The 18,467-nt window shown below is 44.0% G+C and carries 13 protein-coding genes and 1 pseudogene; 5 read left to right on the top strand and 9 right to left on the bottom strand.

Annotation, left to right across the window (positions count from 1 at the left end; all coding sequences use genetic code 11):
- Positions 1 to 157: 157 nt before the first annotated feature.
- Positions 158 to 220: a hypothetical protein gene (locus tag ACRBG0_RS15015; RefSeq protein ID WP_431487725.1), complete on the bottom strand. Its 63-nt coding sequence runs from the start codon at positions 218 to 220 to the stop codon at positions 158 to 160.
- 29 nt (positions 221 to 249) lie between these two features.
- On the opposite strand from ACRBG0_RS15015, the pseudogene ilvC reads away from it, so the two are divergent.
- The 3 genes and pseudogenes from ilvC to ACRBG0_RS15000 form a co-directional block, all read left to right on the top strand.
- Positions 250 to 1,233, top strand: a pseudogene (ilvC, locus tag ACRBG0_RS15010) (ketol-acid reductoisomerase); the annotation flags it as partial.
- A gap of 170 nt (positions 1,234 to 1,403) precedes the next feature.
- Positions 1,404 to 2,675, top strand: a complete 1,272-nt coding sequence (ilvA, locus tag ACRBG0_RS15005; protein ID WP_431487680.1) for a threonine ammonia-lyase — start codon at positions 1,404 to 1,406, stop codon at positions 2,673 to 2,675.
- Positions 2,676 to 2,852: 177 nt separating this feature from the next.
- On the top strand, positions 2,853 to 3,581 hold the full coding sequence (locus tag ACRBG0_RS15000; RefSeq protein WP_431487679.1) for a head GIN domain-containing protein: 729 nt from the start codon (positions 2,853 to 2,855) through the stop codon (positions 3,579 to 3,581).
- 225 nt (positions 3,582 to 3,806) lie between these two features.
- Here the strand turns inward: ACRBG0_RS15000 and ACRBG0_RS14995 are convergent, their stop codons facing one another.
- From ACRBG0_RS14995 to ACRBG0_RS14980, 4 genes are all read right to left on the bottom strand, one after another.
- Positions 3,807 to 4,310: a hypothetical protein gene (locus tag ACRBG0_RS14995; protein ID WP_431487678.1), complete on the bottom strand. Its 504-nt coding sequence runs from the start codon at positions 4,308 to 4,310 to the stop codon at positions 3,807 to 3,809.
- Positions 4,311 to 4,572: 262 nt separating this feature from the next.
- On the bottom strand, positions 4,573 to 5,295 hold the full coding sequence (locus ACRBG0_RS14990; protein WP_431487677.1) for a T9SS type A sorting domain-containing protein: 723 nt from the start codon (positions 5,293 to 5,295) through the stop codon (positions 4,573 to 4,575).
- A gap of 121 nt (positions 5,296 to 5,416) precedes the next feature.
- Complete coding sequence (locus tag ACRBG0_RS14985; RefSeq protein ID WP_431487676.1) at positions 5,417 to 9,298, bottom strand: PKD domain-containing protein; 3,882 nt, start codon at positions 9,296 to 9,298, stop codon at positions 5,417 to 5,419.
- A gap of 169 nt (positions 9,299 to 9,467) precedes the next feature.
- Positions 9,468 to 11,090 carry a DUF6089 family protein gene (locus ACRBG0_RS14980; protein WP_431487675.1) on the bottom strand — a complete coding sequence of 541 codons (1,623 nt, stop codon included), beginning with the start codon at positions 11,088 to 11,090 and terminating at the stop codon, positions 9,468 to 9,470.
- Positions 11,091 to 11,441: 351 nt separating this feature from the next.
- Between ACRBG0_RS14980 and ACRBG0_RS14975 the strand changes: the two genes are divergently transcribed.
- Positions 11,442 to 12,329: a hypothetical protein gene (locus ACRBG0_RS14975; protein WP_431487674.1), complete on the top strand. Its 888-nt coding sequence runs from the start codon at positions 11,442 to 11,444 to the stop codon at positions 12,327 to 12,329.
- Between the two features lie 4 nt (positions 12,330 to 12,333).
- On the opposite strand, the gene ACRBG0_RS14970 is transcribed toward ACRBG0_RS14975, so the two are convergent.
- Positions 12,334 to 13,149 (bottom strand): SDR family NAD(P)-dependent oxidoreductase, encoded by an 816-nt coding sequence (locus ACRBG0_RS14970; protein WP_431487673.1) that lies wholly within the window; start codon positions 13,147 to 13,149, stop codon positions 12,334 to 12,336.
- Between the two features lie 230 nt (positions 13,150 to 13,379).
- Here ACRBG0_RS14970 and ACRBG0_RS14965 point away from each other — a divergent pair, with 230 nt between their 5' ends.
- Positions 13,380 to 14,243 carry a helix-turn-helix domain-containing protein gene (locus ACRBG0_RS14965; protein ID WP_431487672.1) on the top strand — a complete coding sequence of 288 codons (864 nt, stop codon included), beginning with the start codon at positions 13,380 to 13,382 and terminating at the stop codon, positions 14,241 to 14,243.
- Position 14,244: 1 nt separating this feature from the next.
- On the opposite strand, the gene ilvN is transcribed toward ACRBG0_RS14965, so the two are convergent.
- The 3 genes from ilvN to ilvD form a co-directional block, all read right to left on the bottom strand.
- Positions 14,245 to 14,787, bottom strand: coding sequence for an acetolactate synthase small subunit (gene ilvN / locus ACRBG0_RS14960; protein ID WP_020537119.1), 543 nt, complete (start codon positions 14,785 to 14,787; stop codon positions 14,245 to 14,247).
- 12 nt (positions 14,788 to 14,799) lie between these two features.
- Complete coding sequence (ilvB, locus tag ACRBG0_RS14955) at positions 14,800 to 16,560, bottom strand: biosynthetic-type acetolactate synthase large subunit (RefSeq protein WP_431487671.1); 1,761 nt, start codon at positions 16,558 to 16,560, stop codon at positions 14,800 to 14,802.
- A 99-nt stretch (positions 16,561 to 16,659) separates the two neighbouring features.
- On the bottom strand, positions 16,660 to 18,360 hold the full coding sequence (gene ilvD, locus ACRBG0_RS14950) for a dihydroxy-acid dehydratase (RefSeq protein WP_431487670.1): 1,701 nt from the start codon (positions 18,358 to 18,360) through the stop codon (positions 16,660 to 16,662).
- Between the last annotated feature and the right edge of the window lie 107 nt (positions 18,361 to 18,467).

Below are 18,467 nucleotides of genomic sequence, written 5' to 3'. Positions count from 1 at the left end.
TTAAACAAAAAAATACGTTCAAAGCCATCGTAATTTTGACTAAATGAAGCCCTCTGAAAAAGGTGCAGAGCAAAGAATAATGTCCATTTTTGGCCTCCATTGGGTAATAAGGCTTAGATGACCCACTTGATCAAGTAACTTAGAAAAAATCCGCATATCATGGCAAAATTGAATTTTGGTGGCACCGAAGAGAATGTCGCCACCCGGGAAGAATTCCCATTAGCAAAAGCACAAGAAGTATTAAAGGACGAGACCATTGCTATCATTGGATACGGTGTACAAGGCCCAGGCCAGGCACTTAACCTGAGAGACAATGGCTTCAACGTTATCGTTGGGCAGCGTCAGCCTTCGAAATCATGGGATAAAGCGATTGCTGATGGTTTCGTACCTGGCGAAACACTGTTCTCTATCGAGGAAGCTGCTGCAAAAGGTACCGTTATTCAGTACTTGCTTTCTGATGCAGCTCAAATAACAATGTGGGAGACTATCAAGAAGCACCTTACCCCAGGTAAAGCTTTGTATTTCTCTCATGGCTTTGGTATTACCTACCTTGACCGTACAGGCATTGTTCCTCCAGCTGATGTTGACGTCATCTTGGTTGCTCCTAAAGGTAGCGGAACCAGCCTACGTCGTATGTTTGTAGAAGGTCGCGGCCTAAACTCTTCCTACGCTATCCACCAGGATGCTACCGGCAGAGCTGAAGAACGTGTTATTGCCCTGGGAATCGGCATTGGTTCGGGTTACTTATTCGAAACCACCTTCAAAAAGGAAGTATACAGCGACCTTACCGGCGAACGTGGAAGTCTCATGGGCGCTATTCAAGGTATCTTTGAAGCACAGTATTCTGTACTTCGGGAACGAGGTCACTCTCCAAGTGAAGCCTTCAACGAAACCGTAGAAGAACTTACCCAAAGTCTGATGCCACTGGTAGCAGAAAATGGTATGGACTGGATGTATGCCAACTGTTCTACTACTGCCCAGCGTGGTGCGCTAGATTGGAAAAACAAATTCCGTGACGCAGTACTGCCTGTCTTCAACGATCTATACGACAGCGTAGCTTCCGGCAACGAAGCTCAACGCTCTATCGATTCTAATAGCCAGCCTGATTATCGAGTTAAATTGGATGCCGAGCTTTCAGAGTTACACAATAGCGAAATGTGGAAAGCAGGACGTACCGTGCGTAGTTTACGCCCGGAAAACCAGCCTGTTGCTAAAGAGCAAGCGGTTGACTAAACGCGCTTTTACAAGCAATTATTAATCAATCCGCGATATTTTCCAGAACTTACGCTCCGTGACTCCCTACGGAGTGTAAGTTTTTTTTTAGAAGGTAACAAAAAACAAGTTACCCATTACCTCACAACAGACAGATTAGTCTGATTACTAAGTACTCGAAATATCCAACAATGGCTAAGCCCATTACCTCCACTTCGCCGCTAATCAGTGTTGAGCAAATCTATCAAGCCAAAGTTCGCCTGAAAGGAATTGCTGACATTACGCCAATGCTCCCCAACTACCGCTTTTCGGAACTTTTCGAGTGCAACCTTCTCTTGAAAAGAGAAGATTTGCAAGTCGTGCGTTCCTACAAAATCAGGGGAGCCTATAACAATATGGCCACCATGACAGAGGAGCAACTGAAAAACGGTGTGGTATGTGCCAGTGCTGGTAATCATGCCCAAGGTGTTGCCTTTGCTTGTCAAAAGATGCAGGTTCATGGCAAAATATTCATGCCCATTGTAACTCCTAAACAGAAGGTAAATAAAGTAAAACTTTTTGGCAAAGGCTTTGTCGAAGTGGTACTCACTGGCGATACCTACGACGATGCTTACGCAGAGGCTATGCAGTGTGCAGAAGTAGAAGGCAGGGGCTTTGTTCATCCTTTCAACGACCCTGGCACCATTGCCGGACAAGGCACAGTAGGTGTAGAAATTTTGGACAGCGCCAACGGACCAATCGACTATATTTTTGTCCCTGTGGGGGGAGGTGGCTTGTCCGCAGGTATTGGCAGTTACGTCAAACAGATCAGTCCCAAGACCAAAATTATTGGCGTAGAGCCTGCAGGGGCTCCTGCAATGTACGAAAGCCTCAAAGCAGGTAAGGTCGTCAACCTGGAACAAATTGATAGTTTTGTGGATGGTGCGGCTGTCCGCCAAGTGGGAGAAAACACTTTCCGTATCGCCCAAGCGGTACTGGATGACCTCGTACTGGTAGACGAAGGTAAGGTTTGTAGTATGATTTTACAGCTCTACAATGAAGAAGGCCTTGTGGTAGAACCCGCTGGCGCACTGACGCTGACTGCACTCAATCAGTATGCAGATAAAATCAAGGGTAAAAATGTTGTATGCATCATTAGTGGAGGAAACAACGACATTACCCGTACCGAAGAGATCAAAGAAAGAGCACTGCTCTATGAAGGGCTCAAACATTACTTCGTTATCAGGTTTCCACAACGCGCAGGCGCGCTCAAGGATTTCCTCACCAAAGTATTGGGGGTCAACGACGACATCACTCACTTTGAGTATACTAAAAAACACAATCGCGGTACCGGCCCCGCATTGGTGGGCCTTCAGGTAAAAGAAAGAGGTGATTACGAAAAGCTAGTCCAGCGGATGGATGAGTATCAAATTGACTATCAACCGTTAAACGATAGTAAAATGCTTTTTGAGTTGTTGATTTGATGTTTTCGACTGTCTTAATGTTGTAAGAAAGAGATCAAAATCATATTAACCAGTTAACCAGTCTTTTGGTGCAAGCTCTCCCTTGCTCCACTTTTGTAGAGTTTCGACATTACTGCAACCTTTTATCATCGGTAAAGTCTTTAGGATGATTCTATTCACACACTAAAAATACACCGTATGAAATACCTCCTAATGCTTCCCCTATTTGTATTGTTTTTCTTGCCTAACACCCAAGCCCAGAAGTGGTGGAACGGTGGCGTTGATGGTTCCGGCCCTCGTGTCGAAAAAGACTTACAACTCGATCAATTTTCCGGCATACGCCTCAGTATCAATGCTGATGTATACCTGACCCAAGGCAGTACTCAGTCTGTAAGAATTTCGGCTCAACAAAATATTATTGACTTAATAGAAACTCGTGTTGAAGGCAACATTTGGAAAATTAAGACGGAAGAAAACATTGATGACCACGCACCCATCAAAATTTACATTACGGTACCTAGAATGACCTATGTGAAACTTTCTGGCTCCGGCGATATCTATACCGAAAACACCTTTACCGGAAACGATGCCGTCGAAGTAGGTATCTCCGGATCTGGTGATTTACGCTTTAAAACAACCGCCAATAGCATTGAGGCTGCCATTAGTGGCTCTGGCGACATTGAGCTAGACGGGAGCACAGAAAATCTGAACATTTCGATCTCTGGCTCTGGTGATATTGATGCTAAAGAATTAGTAAGTGGCAACTGTGAAGTACGAATTTCCGGCTCCGGCGGTGCAAAAGTCCACGCTACTAAAAACCTTAATGTACGCGTCTCCGGTTCTGGTGATGTCTATTACAAAGGCAGCCCTAATGTACAATCAAGGGTCTCAGGATCAGGTGATTTGCAATCAATCAGTGGCAGATAAAACATACTCATCCCGAATTTTGGCTAAGGCCAAAATCCAGCCTAGCTTTAAATCATTAAGCATCTCAAAAGAGTGATTTATCTGGCCATTTGTACAAAACCCCATGATTTCACTAATAATGAAATCATGGGGTTTCATTTTAAATGATAAGTTTTGTGATTGGTCAGCACGGGTTTTGATAACAATCAAAATTCGGAATAACTCATATCACTGAACTCACACCAACTACTCTCCCTCGTCAGTACTGATACTAATTTGGCGTTGTAAGCCCTGATATTCATCATCTTCAGCTCCGTCTCCATCCCAGTCTCTAAAATTACGGAAGGTTGCTCTACCTTCTCCAATTCTTACTAAATACTGAACCGTATTTTCCGGTTCTATCAAGACCAAGGTATCACCAAAGGTATTCCAAATTCCACGACGTTGGTCGATGATTTCTCCTTTCACACTACGGTGAACTAATCGAAATTTTTGGTCGGCCTGAAAGTAGTAAATGGGAGGCTCCATTCCGTAACTTTGCTCCCAAACTTCTTGTGTGAGAGATTCCGTTCGGAAAGTATCTTTACCGTCAGCAGTATTCACGGCAACATTGATCTGAAAAGTTTGCCAGGTTCCACGTAATGCAGTCTTCAAATCTACTCCGTCAGGAGTAGAAGTGCTGCTCGTATTGTCCTGTTGGCAAGCGCTAAATAAAAGGCCCAGCCCTAGAAAAAAAAGAAGGTATTTCATACAAAAAGACTTACTCAGAGGTGGTTTGGCACAACCTCTTAAACTAATGCCCAAAAGCGGGCCGACAAAGTAAGTGAAAAAACGGCAAAAAGTAGCAGTACCTTTTAAGCTTACCTATTGATCTAATTCAACAAGGATACAAAACGACAAATGGCTTTAGCGACATTACTCCCGAAGGGAATAAGTGCAGCCAAAGCCATTCTATCTGAAAGTATTCGCTAAGACTTTCAATCAAGCCTTAACGTATTTCTTTTAGACAATACTACCGTGCAAACAACTTAAGGGTAGCGAATTTCCCAGTTTCATTAACAAAAGTCAGGAAATAAAAACCGCTGCTTAGGTTGTTGCGCTCTAATGTGAACTGATTGGTATTAACACCAGCATAAGTGCGAAGCGTACGGCCCATAGCATCATTCAACTGAACGGTATAAGTGTCACCATTGTCATTAGCAAAGTTCACAACAGCCTTATCCGTAAAAGGATTACCTAAAACCTGGAAATCTAATTCCAATAATAAGTCTCTAGTAGAAGCTGTGATTGCACACGTTTCGGTAACATCAGAAAGCATCAAGGTGAAATCAGCACAATTTCCATTGTCGTTTCTTTTTCCTTCAGCAGACCAAGGGTTACCTGGATCACTTGGGCCCTGATTGAAAACACAATCAATCTGAGTAACCGTTCCAGAAGCTTGACCATAGTAAGCGTCTACGTCGGCAAGATAAACCACAAAGTCATCATTACCATCGTTGACACCCTGCGCAGCACCAGATTGATCCCAGGCTACTACATTCATAAAGCCATTCATACCAGAATGAAAACCTACTGCTGACATACCAGCAAGTGCTCCGGCGTTGCAGCCTAAAGCTTCATCAAAAATGACCTGGATGCCACCATTAGGGTCATTACAACCGGTAATACCTGTTGATTGAGCAGACAATGCTCCGCAAGCGAATAATGTAAGTGCTAAAACGTAAAGATTCTTCATTGTAAATATTTTTGAAGAGTGAATTATAATACAATTCTTACGTTTTAATAGGATAGCTAAACTTACAACTATTTGACTTATTATCAAACAAACACAACGTATTACAATACATTTACTCCTCCTACCGCAGCAGCGTCACATTTCCCTTTGTAGAGTATCGTTCGCCGCCAAAACAGCTTACTTCGAGGTAATATCCATAAACATCCGGGGCCAATTCCTTGCCCTGATAAGTGCCATCCCAGCCATCGTTTTGCGAACGGGAGGCAAAAACCTCTTCCCCCCAGCGGTTGTAAACCACAAAGTAAAATTCATCAATAACATTGCCTTCCACGTATAGGATGTCATTCAGATTATCGCCATTCGGCGTAAATCCATTGGGAACGAAAATATAAGGAGCTGTACACGGGGAATTAAAGACAACCAACAGTACTTCTACTTGATTTGTACAGCCATTAGCATCTGTAATAATGAGTTCGTACGTTGTGGTTTCTTCCGGGCTCGCAACAGGGTTGGGAATATCTCCGGCACTAAGGCTGCCGGTAGGCGACCAAAAGTAATTATAACTTGGATCGTCTGTTGCCATCAAAGTTACCGACTCGCCGGGGCGCAGCGTGTCTATTGTCGGCGTAACGGAAAGTGGGGGTTGCAATTGAAAAACATTGACTAAGCTATTGGCCTCTGCCATACACCCAAATTCGTTGGTCGCAGACACCGTAAACATCGTCGTAGTCAAGGGGTTCACTAATACTTCATCCGTCCCCTGCCCTACCAACACGGCATCCGATGGTGACCAAGTGTAATCAGTAATGGCATAAGGGCCTAAGGATTCAGCCGTTAGCGTTACCGTATCTCCCCTACAGATTGTTGCGCCAGGAAACGCCTCAAGCATTACTCCTTGTCCATCTATAATCACAGAATCAATAACGGTACAGCCCTGCTCATCCGTTAAAGAAAAATAGAAGGTTGATCCTGGGCCAGGGCTCACTTCTTGTATTTCTGTATTTCCTAAAATCGTTTGAAAATCGGGATCAGCGGCCCAGAGATAGGATTCCGCCTGGTCGCTCTCAACAAACAGTTGCCAGCTGTCGGCACAGGTCGTCGTATCTGGTGAACTTACATAGGCAATAGGTGGTGCAACATTCACCAACACCTCTCCTGCCCTGGTACAAATAGAGTTCGGATCAGTAACCGTAACGCTATAAGTAGTCGTAACCTCCGGACTTGCCTGTGGGTTGGCAATAGCACCGTCATTAAGGCTTGCACTCGGCGACCACTGATAATCATAGATTTCATTCCCCAGCGGGTTAAGGCCTACCGATTCTCCAGGACAAAGACTTAATTCCTCCAGGTTTAAAGCGATTAATGAAATAGTGAGGTCTTCTGTAATCGTATCCTGGCAACCATTTTCAGCAGTTGTCAATAAGCTTACGGGGATTGTTTGTGTGCTGTCTAGTTCAATTTCAAGCGTAGGATTGTTACCAAAAAAAGTTCCATCAACCAGCCATTCCCAACTGGTAATCGTCGTATTCTGGGCTGTCGTCATATCCGTTATCAACACGGTCGCACTGTCTCCACAATTGAGGAATTCCCAATCAAAATCTGGGCTAATGAGCCCTTCCTCTGCAACAACAACTTCAAGTAAAAGCGTATCTGGACAAGCCAGGAAGGCCGGAATAGTTACCATCACATCATAAGTACCTGCACTGGGATAAGTATAAACAACAGGGGTGCCAGTAGCCGTAGCAGCTGGTGTGCTGGGATCACCAAAATGCCACTGATAAATACCAGCGGCCGGATCTTCAGCCGAAAAAGCAACTGTCAAGCCACTACATTGATCGGTAGTGACACCTGCTCCAAACTCCATCAAATCTACAACGGTCACTTGAACACTATCGGTAATATCACATCCATGCTGGTTCATAGCGGTAAAGGTATACCATTGATCTCCCGCAGTATTGGGGGTTACCGTTGGCATCGCACTATCCGCTCCTGAAGTAACCTCATCAGCTGGTTCCCAGTTATAAACAAGGTTGTCAGCGAAATCCAGATTAGCTACTTGTAATTGCAGGCTTTCGCCTAAACAGACCGCCGTATCAGGGGTAATTACCTCTAGGTTGACGGCCAAACTGGTCACCGTAATAGAATCCAACGCCACACAATCCGCTTCATTAAAAACTTGTAGGTAGTAGGTTTGTGTGCCAAAAGGACTTACAATATACTCCTCGGCCTCAACCACTTGGCTGCTAAAATCAGCAAAAGGCGACCACAAGTAACGAATTCCATTATTGCTGCTTCCTGTGAGGGTAATCTCGGAAGCACAAGGTGTTTGATCAGAACTGATACTCACTTCTAATGGCTCACTAACAATAACATCAACACTTCGATCAGCAACACAACCACTCTGAGGGTCGGTCAGTACTAGTTCGTAGGTTGTTGTCACCAATGGGCTCGCCTCGGGATTGGGGGCCGTTGGGTCACTTAAACTTCCAGGCGGGCTCCACAGGTATTCATACTGTGGTAAAAAAGCAGTATTAAGAAAAACACTTTCCCCAGGACAAATCAAGAAATCGGTATTCGGTAAAGTCTCCAGGATGAAACTCACATCGGCAAGAGCAGTAAGAATTCCGTTGTTACACCCGTTCTCAGCCGTAAGCCGAAGTTCAATTGTATAATCTCCCGGTTCAGTAATCACCAATTCAGGCGACTGCTCAGCACTAAAGAATTCACCATTCAGGAACCAGGCCCAGGATTGTATTTCTGATAATTCATCAATAGAAAGATCATTGAGTTGCAACACTAAACTGTCACCACAACTCAAGGTATCAATGCTGAAAGCAGGCTGTAGCGTAAGTGGCAATAGCTGTATTTGTTGAGAAAAAGTATCAACACATGGCTCTCCTGGAGCAGCAATAAGACTGATAGTATAAAGCCCTGTATCCGGAAAAACAAAAGTCGTGTTCGGTTCTACTGAAGTACCCAGTGGGTTATCAAAATCACCAAATACCCATAGAAAACTGCTAGTACCAACACTCTCATTCAGTACGTCTACTTCTAGGCCATCACATTGAATTTCTGGTGCAAAAAAGGCCGAAGTAGTTACTCCACATATCCCAACATTATACTGAAAATCTCTACGCGAGGTAGAAATCAACTCTCCATCACGATATTCTTCAGCGCAAATCCCTACCACAAACTGGCCTTGGGTGGTAGGTGTGCCCGTCAATAACCCCGTAACACTATTGATCTGTAGCGGATCGCTACCGGGAATGCCATTAAGCATATTGTCAACATTATAAGGAGGGTCATTCCAAACAATTTCTGCGTAAGGAGGAGGATTAGGCGGCTGAGGTTGAGGAATATTAGGAGTAGCTCCTTCTAGCGGCGTACAAAGTCGATAGACAATACTATCGCCATCAATATCAATGGCTGATTGGTCAAAAATTATGGGTTCATTAGCACATATATAAAGTGGCGGCCACTGCAAAAACTCTGCACTACTGTTGCACTCTTGCAACGCCCGCTCCGTTATTATCACACCATAGGTAGCCCCTGTCCCCAGTGGGTCTACAATGTTTTGAATCGTCATATTTCGGCAACAGCGCTGGTAAGCCAATTGGTAGCCCCCAGGACGTGGCAACAATTCTACCACGGTACGATAGGTCGTCGTATGTACACATACATCAGGAGGAATCACCAGGCATTCATCCGTCAATACCGGAGAAAGGGTATCGTCCCCCATCAGGGGTACTCGAATATCCTGGAGTAAGACATTATTGATATCAAAGACACCAATCGAGGCTGGGTCATCGAAATAAGCATCTGGGTTACCGTTCTCACAATCTCGGTAAATGGTAAGTCGTATCTCGTATTGGTTATCTCCCAAACAAGTATACCCCAACTCTCCGCCAACAATATGGGTAGCATTTAAGGAGAAGGATGCAAAAAATAAACCCAGCCCAATGATAAAGGGCAAGCAACAGGAAAGCTGAAATTTAAGGCGCAATGGTTCTGTTTTTAACCAGGAATGAAATACAATACTTTGCTATGTATTTACTATTGCTTGTTAAGTTAATGAACTTATCAGTTACAGACACAGTTAGCGCTCTAAAAAATGCTAAAAGGGAGCCTCCCTTAACGGAAAGCTCCCTTTTATCAAAAAATCACCAAGCAAACTATCGTATCTCCAGATCAAACTCTACCCGGCGGTTTCTAGCACGGCCAGCTACAGTATCATTGGTTTCAATAGGGTTGGTTTCACCATAACCAGCATAAGACATTCTATCTCTGCTAATTCCTTTTACCAATAAGTATTGGAAACAAGCTAATGCACGACGCTCAGACAAGCTCTGGTTAGCAGCATCATTACCTACATTATCAGAATAACCACTGATTTTGAGGTTATAATTTGGATAGCGTGTAATAATTTCCGCGATCTCATCCAGTGTAGCGTTCGACTGAGATAACAATTGATTACTACCTGTACGGAAACGGATATTTTCCATGGCTAAATCAAGTGCTGCCTGGTCATCTTCATTGATCACTGGACAACCATCATTTTCTATAGGACCGGCGTTGGTTGGACACGCATCATCTGCATCACCGATACCGTCTCCATCACGGTCTGGGCAACCTCCAAACTCAGAAGGACCTGGAACCTCTGGACACTTGTCGTTAGGGTCAATGATACCATCATTATCTGCATCAGGGCAACCATTGGCGGATGCCGTACCGGCCAATTGCGGACAAGCATCGTCGGCATCAGTAATTCCGTCGCTATCAGCATCAGGACAACCATCTAATGCTGCAACACCAGCAATCGTAGGGCAAATATCTACAGGATCAGCAATACCATCTCCGTCGGTATCAGGGCAACCACGGAAGCGGCGAATACCAGGAGTATTAGGACAGTTATCCTGATTATCGGCAACACCATCATCATCAGAATCAGGACAGCCGTTGAATTTGGCATCTCCTGCATCATTAGGACAGGCATCTTTATTATCAGGAATACCATCTAAATCAGCATCAGGGCAACCAGAAGTAGCAGTAATACCCGCTATTGTAGGACAATCATCACTATCATCCGCAATACCATCTCCATCGGTATCCTTGGCGCCAAAGCGGGTCGTTAAAGTCAGGCCACCAAAGGTGTACCAATCATCCTTATCAGCATTACCGCTGGTGCTTACACCATCAATACGGTCGCTCATCGCCGGACGAAGACCAACTTCTAGACCAACATTCCATTTGCGGGTAATATCATAACGTAACCCCACACCACCAACAAGAACAAACAGTGTCTTCTCTTCTGCACTAATATCTTCCTGAACCTGCTCATTAGCCGTACGGTTGTTATAGTCAGCATCTGGGTTGCTAAAAGCAAGCCCCGGACCAGCAAATAGATAAGGAGAGAGAATTTTACGGAAATTACCTCCCCGATAACGATTACCTGCAAGTGGCTCCCATTGAGCAAGTAAAGAAAGTTCCGTCAACCGATTCTCGAAAGAAAATCCTCTTTGAAGGCGTTCAGCATCGGTGTAATCAAGATCACTGCCCGTGAGTTTCCCTGTAGTAAGTCCTAAACGAACTCCAAAAGATTGGCTAATGTTACGTTTGAGCATAAACCCAAATGCAGCATTGGTATTCGACAAATCTACCAGATTAGGTTCGATTAAGTCACCCGCGTAATTCGCTGCTCCAATAAAAAAACCGCCATCCCATTTTTCTTCCTGGGCGTAGGTTAATGAAGAAATACTAACCAGCAATACTGTTAGTAATAAGTAAAATGATTTCATAATGTACATTCGGTTTTGTTGAATTTTTTGTTTCCCCCTTTTTTTGCTTTGGCAAGAATACAAACAAGTCATGGTCTTATTCGATAAGACGCATGTCTTAACTTTTGTAACGGAAAAAATTATTCTACAACTGGGAAAGAGAATTACATGGCTAAAACAAAATTAAGCAAGTTTTCAAGAATGTCTAAAAGCTACAACCTATTTTTATATTTTACATATATAGCAATCTACGCTGCTGTCGCATAAAACAGGAAGGTCCTTTTAAAGAATGCTTAATTATTTTATCTTGGCGATTGGTATTGCGTTTTTATTTAAAATACCCTTGTATACTCCACTCATCCACCAATTAGTATGGCTATTCTAACCGTTGTTATTGGAATTGTTTTTGTCTTGTTGCTACTTAGTCTATTGGCAACTACCATCATGGAGTTATTGGCCTCCTTTTTTCATTTACGAGGAAGGAACCTCACCAAGGCCCTCCATAATATGTTGGCCAGTTCAGATAAAGGTGAAGTTTTATTGAAAGACTTCAAAAGCAATTCACTCTATAAGCATTTATCCCAGCAGTACAGTAACAATACCCAAGGCCCTCCTTCTTATATGGATTCGGCCACGTTTCAGAGTATTCTTTTTGATATTATTCTCAAAGAAGACGGTGTAGAAAACCTAAAAGAACGGATTGATGCTTTGCCGGATGAAGATCTCAAGAAAGTACTTAATCAGCTATTGCGGGATGCTGACAATAATTTGGATAAATTCAAGGGCAATATCCAAAAATGGTACAACGATGTAATGGACCGCGCTTCAGGATGGTACAAGCGCTATACCCAAAAAATTCTAATCTGGGTGGGCATTGTAATTGCACTTGTTTTCAACGCTGATACTTTTTCTATCTATAGCCGACTGGAGAGCGACCCTCAAACGCTTCAGCAAGTAGTAACATTGGCCGAAAATTTTGCACAAAATGACGAGAACACCCTCATTCGGGAAGCTGATCCTGATTTTGAGGCATCACTCGAAAATCTTCGTTCTTTTGTTGACAATGAAATAAACAGCATAAAATCCCCACTAGGGTTGGGCTGGGCAGAAACCGATTTTAGCAATTATGGGATTTACGATTGGCTGGCCAAAATCTTAGGCTACATCGTTACAGCACTGGCTGTTTCACTGGGAGCTCCCTTCTGGTTTGATTTGCTACGGAAAATTGTCAATGTTCGTGCTTCAGGTTCAAAACCTTAATTCGTCAGCTTACGCCATAGTAAGCTTTCATGATTGTTTCAAACCATTTCCTGGGTAGTAGCCGTTTAGCCATTGGTGCTAGCTGCTGAATAAACCCTCCGACATAATATCGTGGATTTGGCGAGGATTTCTTTATTATCCTATGGATCGTTTCCACTATGCGTAGCGGTGCGATTCCCTCATCCACGCTCTCCCGCATAGCACGTTCCGCTTTCTCATAATTAATTTGATAAACCTCGGGTAGGTCTCCTGGCTTTGCTCGATATTGGTTACCAATAATCGGCGTAGCGGTATCCCCTGGACACACACTTACAGCAGTAACCCCTGTACCGTGTAATTCTAAGCGTAAAGACTCTACCAAGCCTTCCACCGCAAATTTACTAGCACTATATATACCATGAAAAGGAACACCTACTACGCCGGCAATCGAGCTTATTGCAATAAACGTAGTGTGCTGGCCTTGGCGCAAATAGGGTAAACTAGCTTGCATTACAGCTAACGTTCCATACACATTGGTGTCGAATATCTTTTTTGCTTCTGCAAATGGAATATTCTCAACACTACTTGCACCACCGATGCCAGCTGCATTTACCACAACATCAAGACGACCGGTAACAGCAAACATCCCCGCTAGCGCTTCCTGAACAAGCAGTCCATCCGTAACATCAGCAATTAAAGGCTTAACACCAGCAGGAACCTTCCCACTACGAGAAAGGCCATAAACGACCCAACCTTGGTTTGCAAAAAAGTCAGCAGTGGCATAACCTATTCCGGAAGAAGCCCCCGTCACCAACATGCATGGTTCAGCAATACGTGTCATTAATAAATAAGGTTCTCTAACAATTTTTCAAGCTCTAAAGAATCACAAATTACAATAAATAAGGTTATCTAATATTCCTTTTGTTCATCAGGCCATTTACAACCAACAAAAAAACATCTACTATTCTAACAAAACTACAGCATTCAAACACCTTAATTGATAATTCTGCACCATTAATACTATCTTGCAAACTGCTACTTTGCTCTTTTTTTGTAAAATACGCTAAAATTATGGCTGGCCCTCTAAAAGCAAGTTTTGAAAAAATCGACCCTGTTTTTGGCAACTCTTTCTATCTAGAAAAGTTCGTCGATAAATCCTGCAACGATAAACCGCAATGGCTTTTTCATCCTGAGTTTGAGATCGTATACATTTCAGCAGGCGATGGAAAAAGACATATAGGCGATCATATTGGGCGGTATGAAAACGGAGAGTTAATTTTCCTAGGCCCCAATTTACCTCACCTCAGCTATGCACCGGAAGGGAATGAATTGGTCATACAGATGACCGACGACTTTTGGGGGAAACAATTCTTGTCCATCCCCGAGATGCAAGCTATTAAAGGCTTATTTGAGCGAGGAAAAACAGGCATCATCTTCCTCGATGAGGTAAAACATGATATCGGTGAAAAACTATTGGCCATGAGCGACATGCCAGCCTTTGAGCGTCTGGTGAGCTTGCTTAGTGTACTACAGCAAATGGCCACAACAGAGGCCTACCAATCCTTGAATGCCAACGGATTCGCCGTGGAAGTAAACCCACAGGACCAGGATAGAATGGAGGTCATTTATGCATACGTAGAAACTCACTTCCAGAGGGTTATCCCTCTGGAAGAGGTCGCATCCTTGATTAATATGACCGTACCTGCTTATTGCAGGTATTTTAAGAAACTGACCAATCGTACTTTCACACAGATGGTCAATGAGTTCCGAATTACCTATGCTTCTCGCCTTCTACAAAATGATCACCTCAGCATTGCTGCCATTTCCTTTGAAAGCGGTTTTAACAACCTCTCTCATTTTAATAAACAGTTTAAGCAAATTACGGGAGTAAGCCCACGAGAATATCGTCGGCAACTCAAAAACCTGGTTCACTAACCTAGAGTCGCTCAACAGCGGATTCTAGCGACTCTAAATACCGATTCAATCGTTCCATCGGTTTTACGATAGCCACCCGGCCAGAGCGAACAAAGCCATAAATATCCCCCACTTCCTTGAGTTCATTCAGTAGATCTTCTGTTTCCTGTTGATGACCGGTTTTTTCGATTACCACATACTCTGGTTCAATCACCAAAATACGGGCGTTGTGCGAACGCACCAGGCGTTCAACTACAGTTCCCTCTGAAAACATGGAAAACGGTACCTTATAGAGCGCAACCTCTTGATAAACGATCTCGTCAGGTTCGTAATAAAAAGCTTTAATAATATCGATTTGCTTGTCTAGTTGAGCAACTAATTTTCGCACCATGTCCTCTTCTACCTCTACGACTATCGTAAAACGATGAATCCCTTCAATAGAAGACTGGCTGGTAGTAAGACTTTCAACATTGATGTGTCTGCGAGTGAAAATGGAAACTACCCGAGAAAGCATTCCCGTAGTATGCTCTGAAAAAACGGTTATGGTATAATCTTGCTTAGCCATGATATAACTTACTTAGGCGTTTTTCACTAATTCCTCCGGTGTTAATACAATTTCGTCCACAGCGGCGCCGGAGGGTACCATAGGGAAAACATTTTCTTCTTTTGCAACATTGACGTGCAATAGATACGGCCCTTCGTGGGCCAACATTTCGGCAATAGCGTCATCTAATTCTGCGGGATCGCTAATCGATTTCCCCGGTACACCAAAACCGTCAGCGATTTTGATAAAATCCGGATTTTGCAACTCTACAGAAGAATAGCGCCGATCAAAAAACAACTGTTGCCATTGGCGTACCATTCCCAGGTAATTATTGTCCAATAAAACAATCTTTACCCCCATATTCCACTGCGCACAAAGTCCGAGTTCCTGGATCGTCATTTGGAAACCACCATCGCCGATAAAGGCAACAACTTCCCGCTCAGGCTGCGCAAACTTAGCACCAAAGGCTGCAGGTAGCCCAAAGCCCATTGTTCCGGCACCACCAGAAGAAACCCACTGATTAGTACTACGGAAGGAGTAGTAGCGTGCAGCAATCATTTGGTGCTGTCCAACATCAGTAGCTACTACTGCCAGTCCATCTGTTTGGTCACTTACGGCCTTAACAGCCATGCCCATTTTTATTTTTCCATCCTCGGTAGGCTGCATTGCCCCATTGACAACCTTTTCTTGCTCAATCTCGGCACACTTATGAAAGCCTGCCAACCATTCAGGATACCGCTTCTCTTCGACTATTGGCAAAAGCGCCTCTAAGACCTGTTTGGCATCTCCCAATACAGGATAATCAGCCGGAACATTTTTGTCTATTTCAGAAGGGTCTATTTCAATATGAATAACTTTAGCTTGCTTTGCGTACCCACTTAGACGCCCCGTCACGCGATCATCGAAACGCATCCCTATTGCGATCAGTACATCACATTCATTTTGTTTCATGTTTGGCCCGTAATTTCCGTGCATCCCCAACATCCCCATGTGTAAGGGGTGTTCTGAGGAAATGCTAGACAGACCATGAATTGTACAAGCCAAGGGAATACCTGTTTTTTCAACAAACTCCTGAAAAACCTCTTGTGCACCAGCAATTTGAATACCATGGCCTGCCAGAATCAGTGGCTTTTTTGCCGCGTTAATGGCTTTTGCTGCAGCATTGATTTGTTGTTCTCGCAGCCCAGGCAAAGGGTTATAGGAACGAATACGTGGTTGTCGTTGATACGAAAAATCCATTTCGCTCAACTGTGCATCCTTAGTAATATCGATTACAACAGGGCCAGGCTTCCCCGAATTGGCGATATAAAATGCTTTAGCAAAAACGTAAGGAATCTCTTCTGCTTTCGTAATCTGATAATTCCACTTGGTAAGCGGGATGGTACTATTGACAACATCCGTTTCCTGGAAGGCATCTGTTCCTAACAAATGACTAGCCACCTGACCGGTGATACAAACCAACGGAGTCGAATCCAATAAAGCATCACCCAATCCGGTAAACAAATTTAGTGCTCCAGGCCCAGAGGTTGCCATACATACCCCCGTCTTACGCGTCACTCGCGCATAGCCTTCGGCAGCATGGATAGCTCCTTGCTCATGGCGCGGCAAAACGTGAGTAAGCCGGTCTTCATAATGATACAGCGCATCATAAACGGGCATAATAGCTCCTCCTGGGTAGCCAAAAATAGTATTTACACCTTCTGCTAGCAAACAACGAAGAATTGCCTCTGCCCCAGTCATTCTTTCCCGGGCTGGAGTCGGTGCTTCGCCAACGGTTTCCGTTTCCTGTTTCATACACTTTATTTTTTGGATGGTGTCAGCGCCTTTATTACATGGACATTCGACACAATATCCTACACTGTTTCTTGCTAAATTATTCCTTAATCTATGTTGCTAGACATTGCTATCACCAAGAACAAACTCATCGGTTACACAACCTTCACTTGCACTGCTCACCAGTTGGGCGTATTTGCGCAAAGCACCAGATGTGGCAGCCAATGGCCGTGGACTCCAGGCTTGCTTGCGGGCAATAATTTCTTCCTTTGTCAAATCTACCGTCAGTGAATTAGCGACGGCATCAATGGTTATCATATCACCATTCTTCAGTAATCCAATCACTCCACCTACCTGTGCCTCAGGAGTGATATGACCTACAACAAAACCATGCGTACCTCCGGAGAAACGACCATCGGTAATGAGCGCTACTTCTTTGCCCAGGCCTTCTCCCATAATAGCACTCGTAGGTTTAAGCATCTCGGGCATACCAGGACCGCCTTTGGGGCCACAATAGCGAATAACAATAACCTCTCCTGCTTTTATTTCTTTATTGGTAATGGCGGCATTGGTAGCAGCTTCCCCGTCAAAAACCCGCGCAGGGCCATGAAATAAGGTTCCTTCTTTTCCTGTGATTTTAGCGACAGCACCGCCTTCGGCCAAATTGCCGTACAATATCCGGAGGTGACCACTTTCCTTAATGGGCTGATCTATCGGGTAAATAACATCTTGGCCTTCCTTCAAGCCTGGTAATTCTGCCAGATTTTCAGCAATAGTTTTGCCCGTTACAGTCATACAATCGCCATGCAAATAACCGGCCTCCAATAGCATTTTCATCACGGCTGGTATACCGCCTACTATCGACAAGTCTTCCATCACGTATTTTCCACTGGGCTTCAAATCCGCCAGATAAGGTGTTTTATCAGCTATTCGTTGAAAATCATCAATGGTAAGGTCTACATTCGCTGCCTTGGCCATCGCTACCAAGTGTAACACCGCATTTGTAGAACCGCCCAATACGGTGATAACCGTAATTGCATTTTCAAATGCCTTCTTGGTTAATATATCCAGGGGTTTGATATCCTGTTCGAGTAGATGACGTAGTGCCTTACCCACACGCAGGCAATCTTCTTCTTTATCATCGGTGTTTGCTGGGTAGCTGGAATTATAAGGCAAGCTCATCCCCATCGCCTCAATAGCTGAAGCCATGGTGTTGGCTGTATACATGCCACCACATGCTCCGGCTCCGGGACAAGCATTTTGAATAACTCCCTGATAGGTATCATCATCCATCTCTCCGGCGATTCGATGGCCTAATGCTTCAAAAGCAGAAACAATATCCAGCTTTTTACCTGCGTAACAACCAGGGCTGATAGTACCTCCATAAATTAAAATAGCAGGGCGATTGAGGCGAGCCAAAGCAATCATAGCTCCAGGCATATTCTTGTCGCAACCTACTACTGCTGCTACGCCATCATACCATTGAGCCCCCACAACGGTTTCAATGCTATCAGCAATAAGATCCCTGCTGGGTAAACTGTAACGCATACCATCGGTACCCATGCTCATACCATCAGATACACCGATAGTATGAAAAATTAGGCCTATTAAATCTGCTTTATTTACGCCCTCTTTTACCACCTTCGCCAAATCATTCAGGTGCATGTTACAGGTGTTGCCTTCCCATCCTGTACTCACGATACCGATTTGTGCTTTGGTGAGGTCTTCTTTCGTTAAACCAATACCATGCAACATCGCCTGAGCAGCAGGCTGTGTAGGGTCTTGGGTAATCACCCGGCTGTATTTATTCAATCCTTTCATCTAGTTCCTGACTTTTATATATCCTGGCGCGTCTTGATATTTTGGTTTGTAAGAAACGCCTCCAACATGATAAAATCCCAAACACACACTTACCTATCAAAATTATA

It is taken from the genome of Lewinella sp., assembly GCF_050633125.1.
Lineage (GTDB): Bacteria > Bacteroidota > Bacteroidia > Chitinophagales > Saprospiraceae > Lewinella.
The sequence above is the reverse complement of the archived record's forward strand: the minus strand, read 5'-3'. Positions and strand labels throughout refer to the sequence as shown.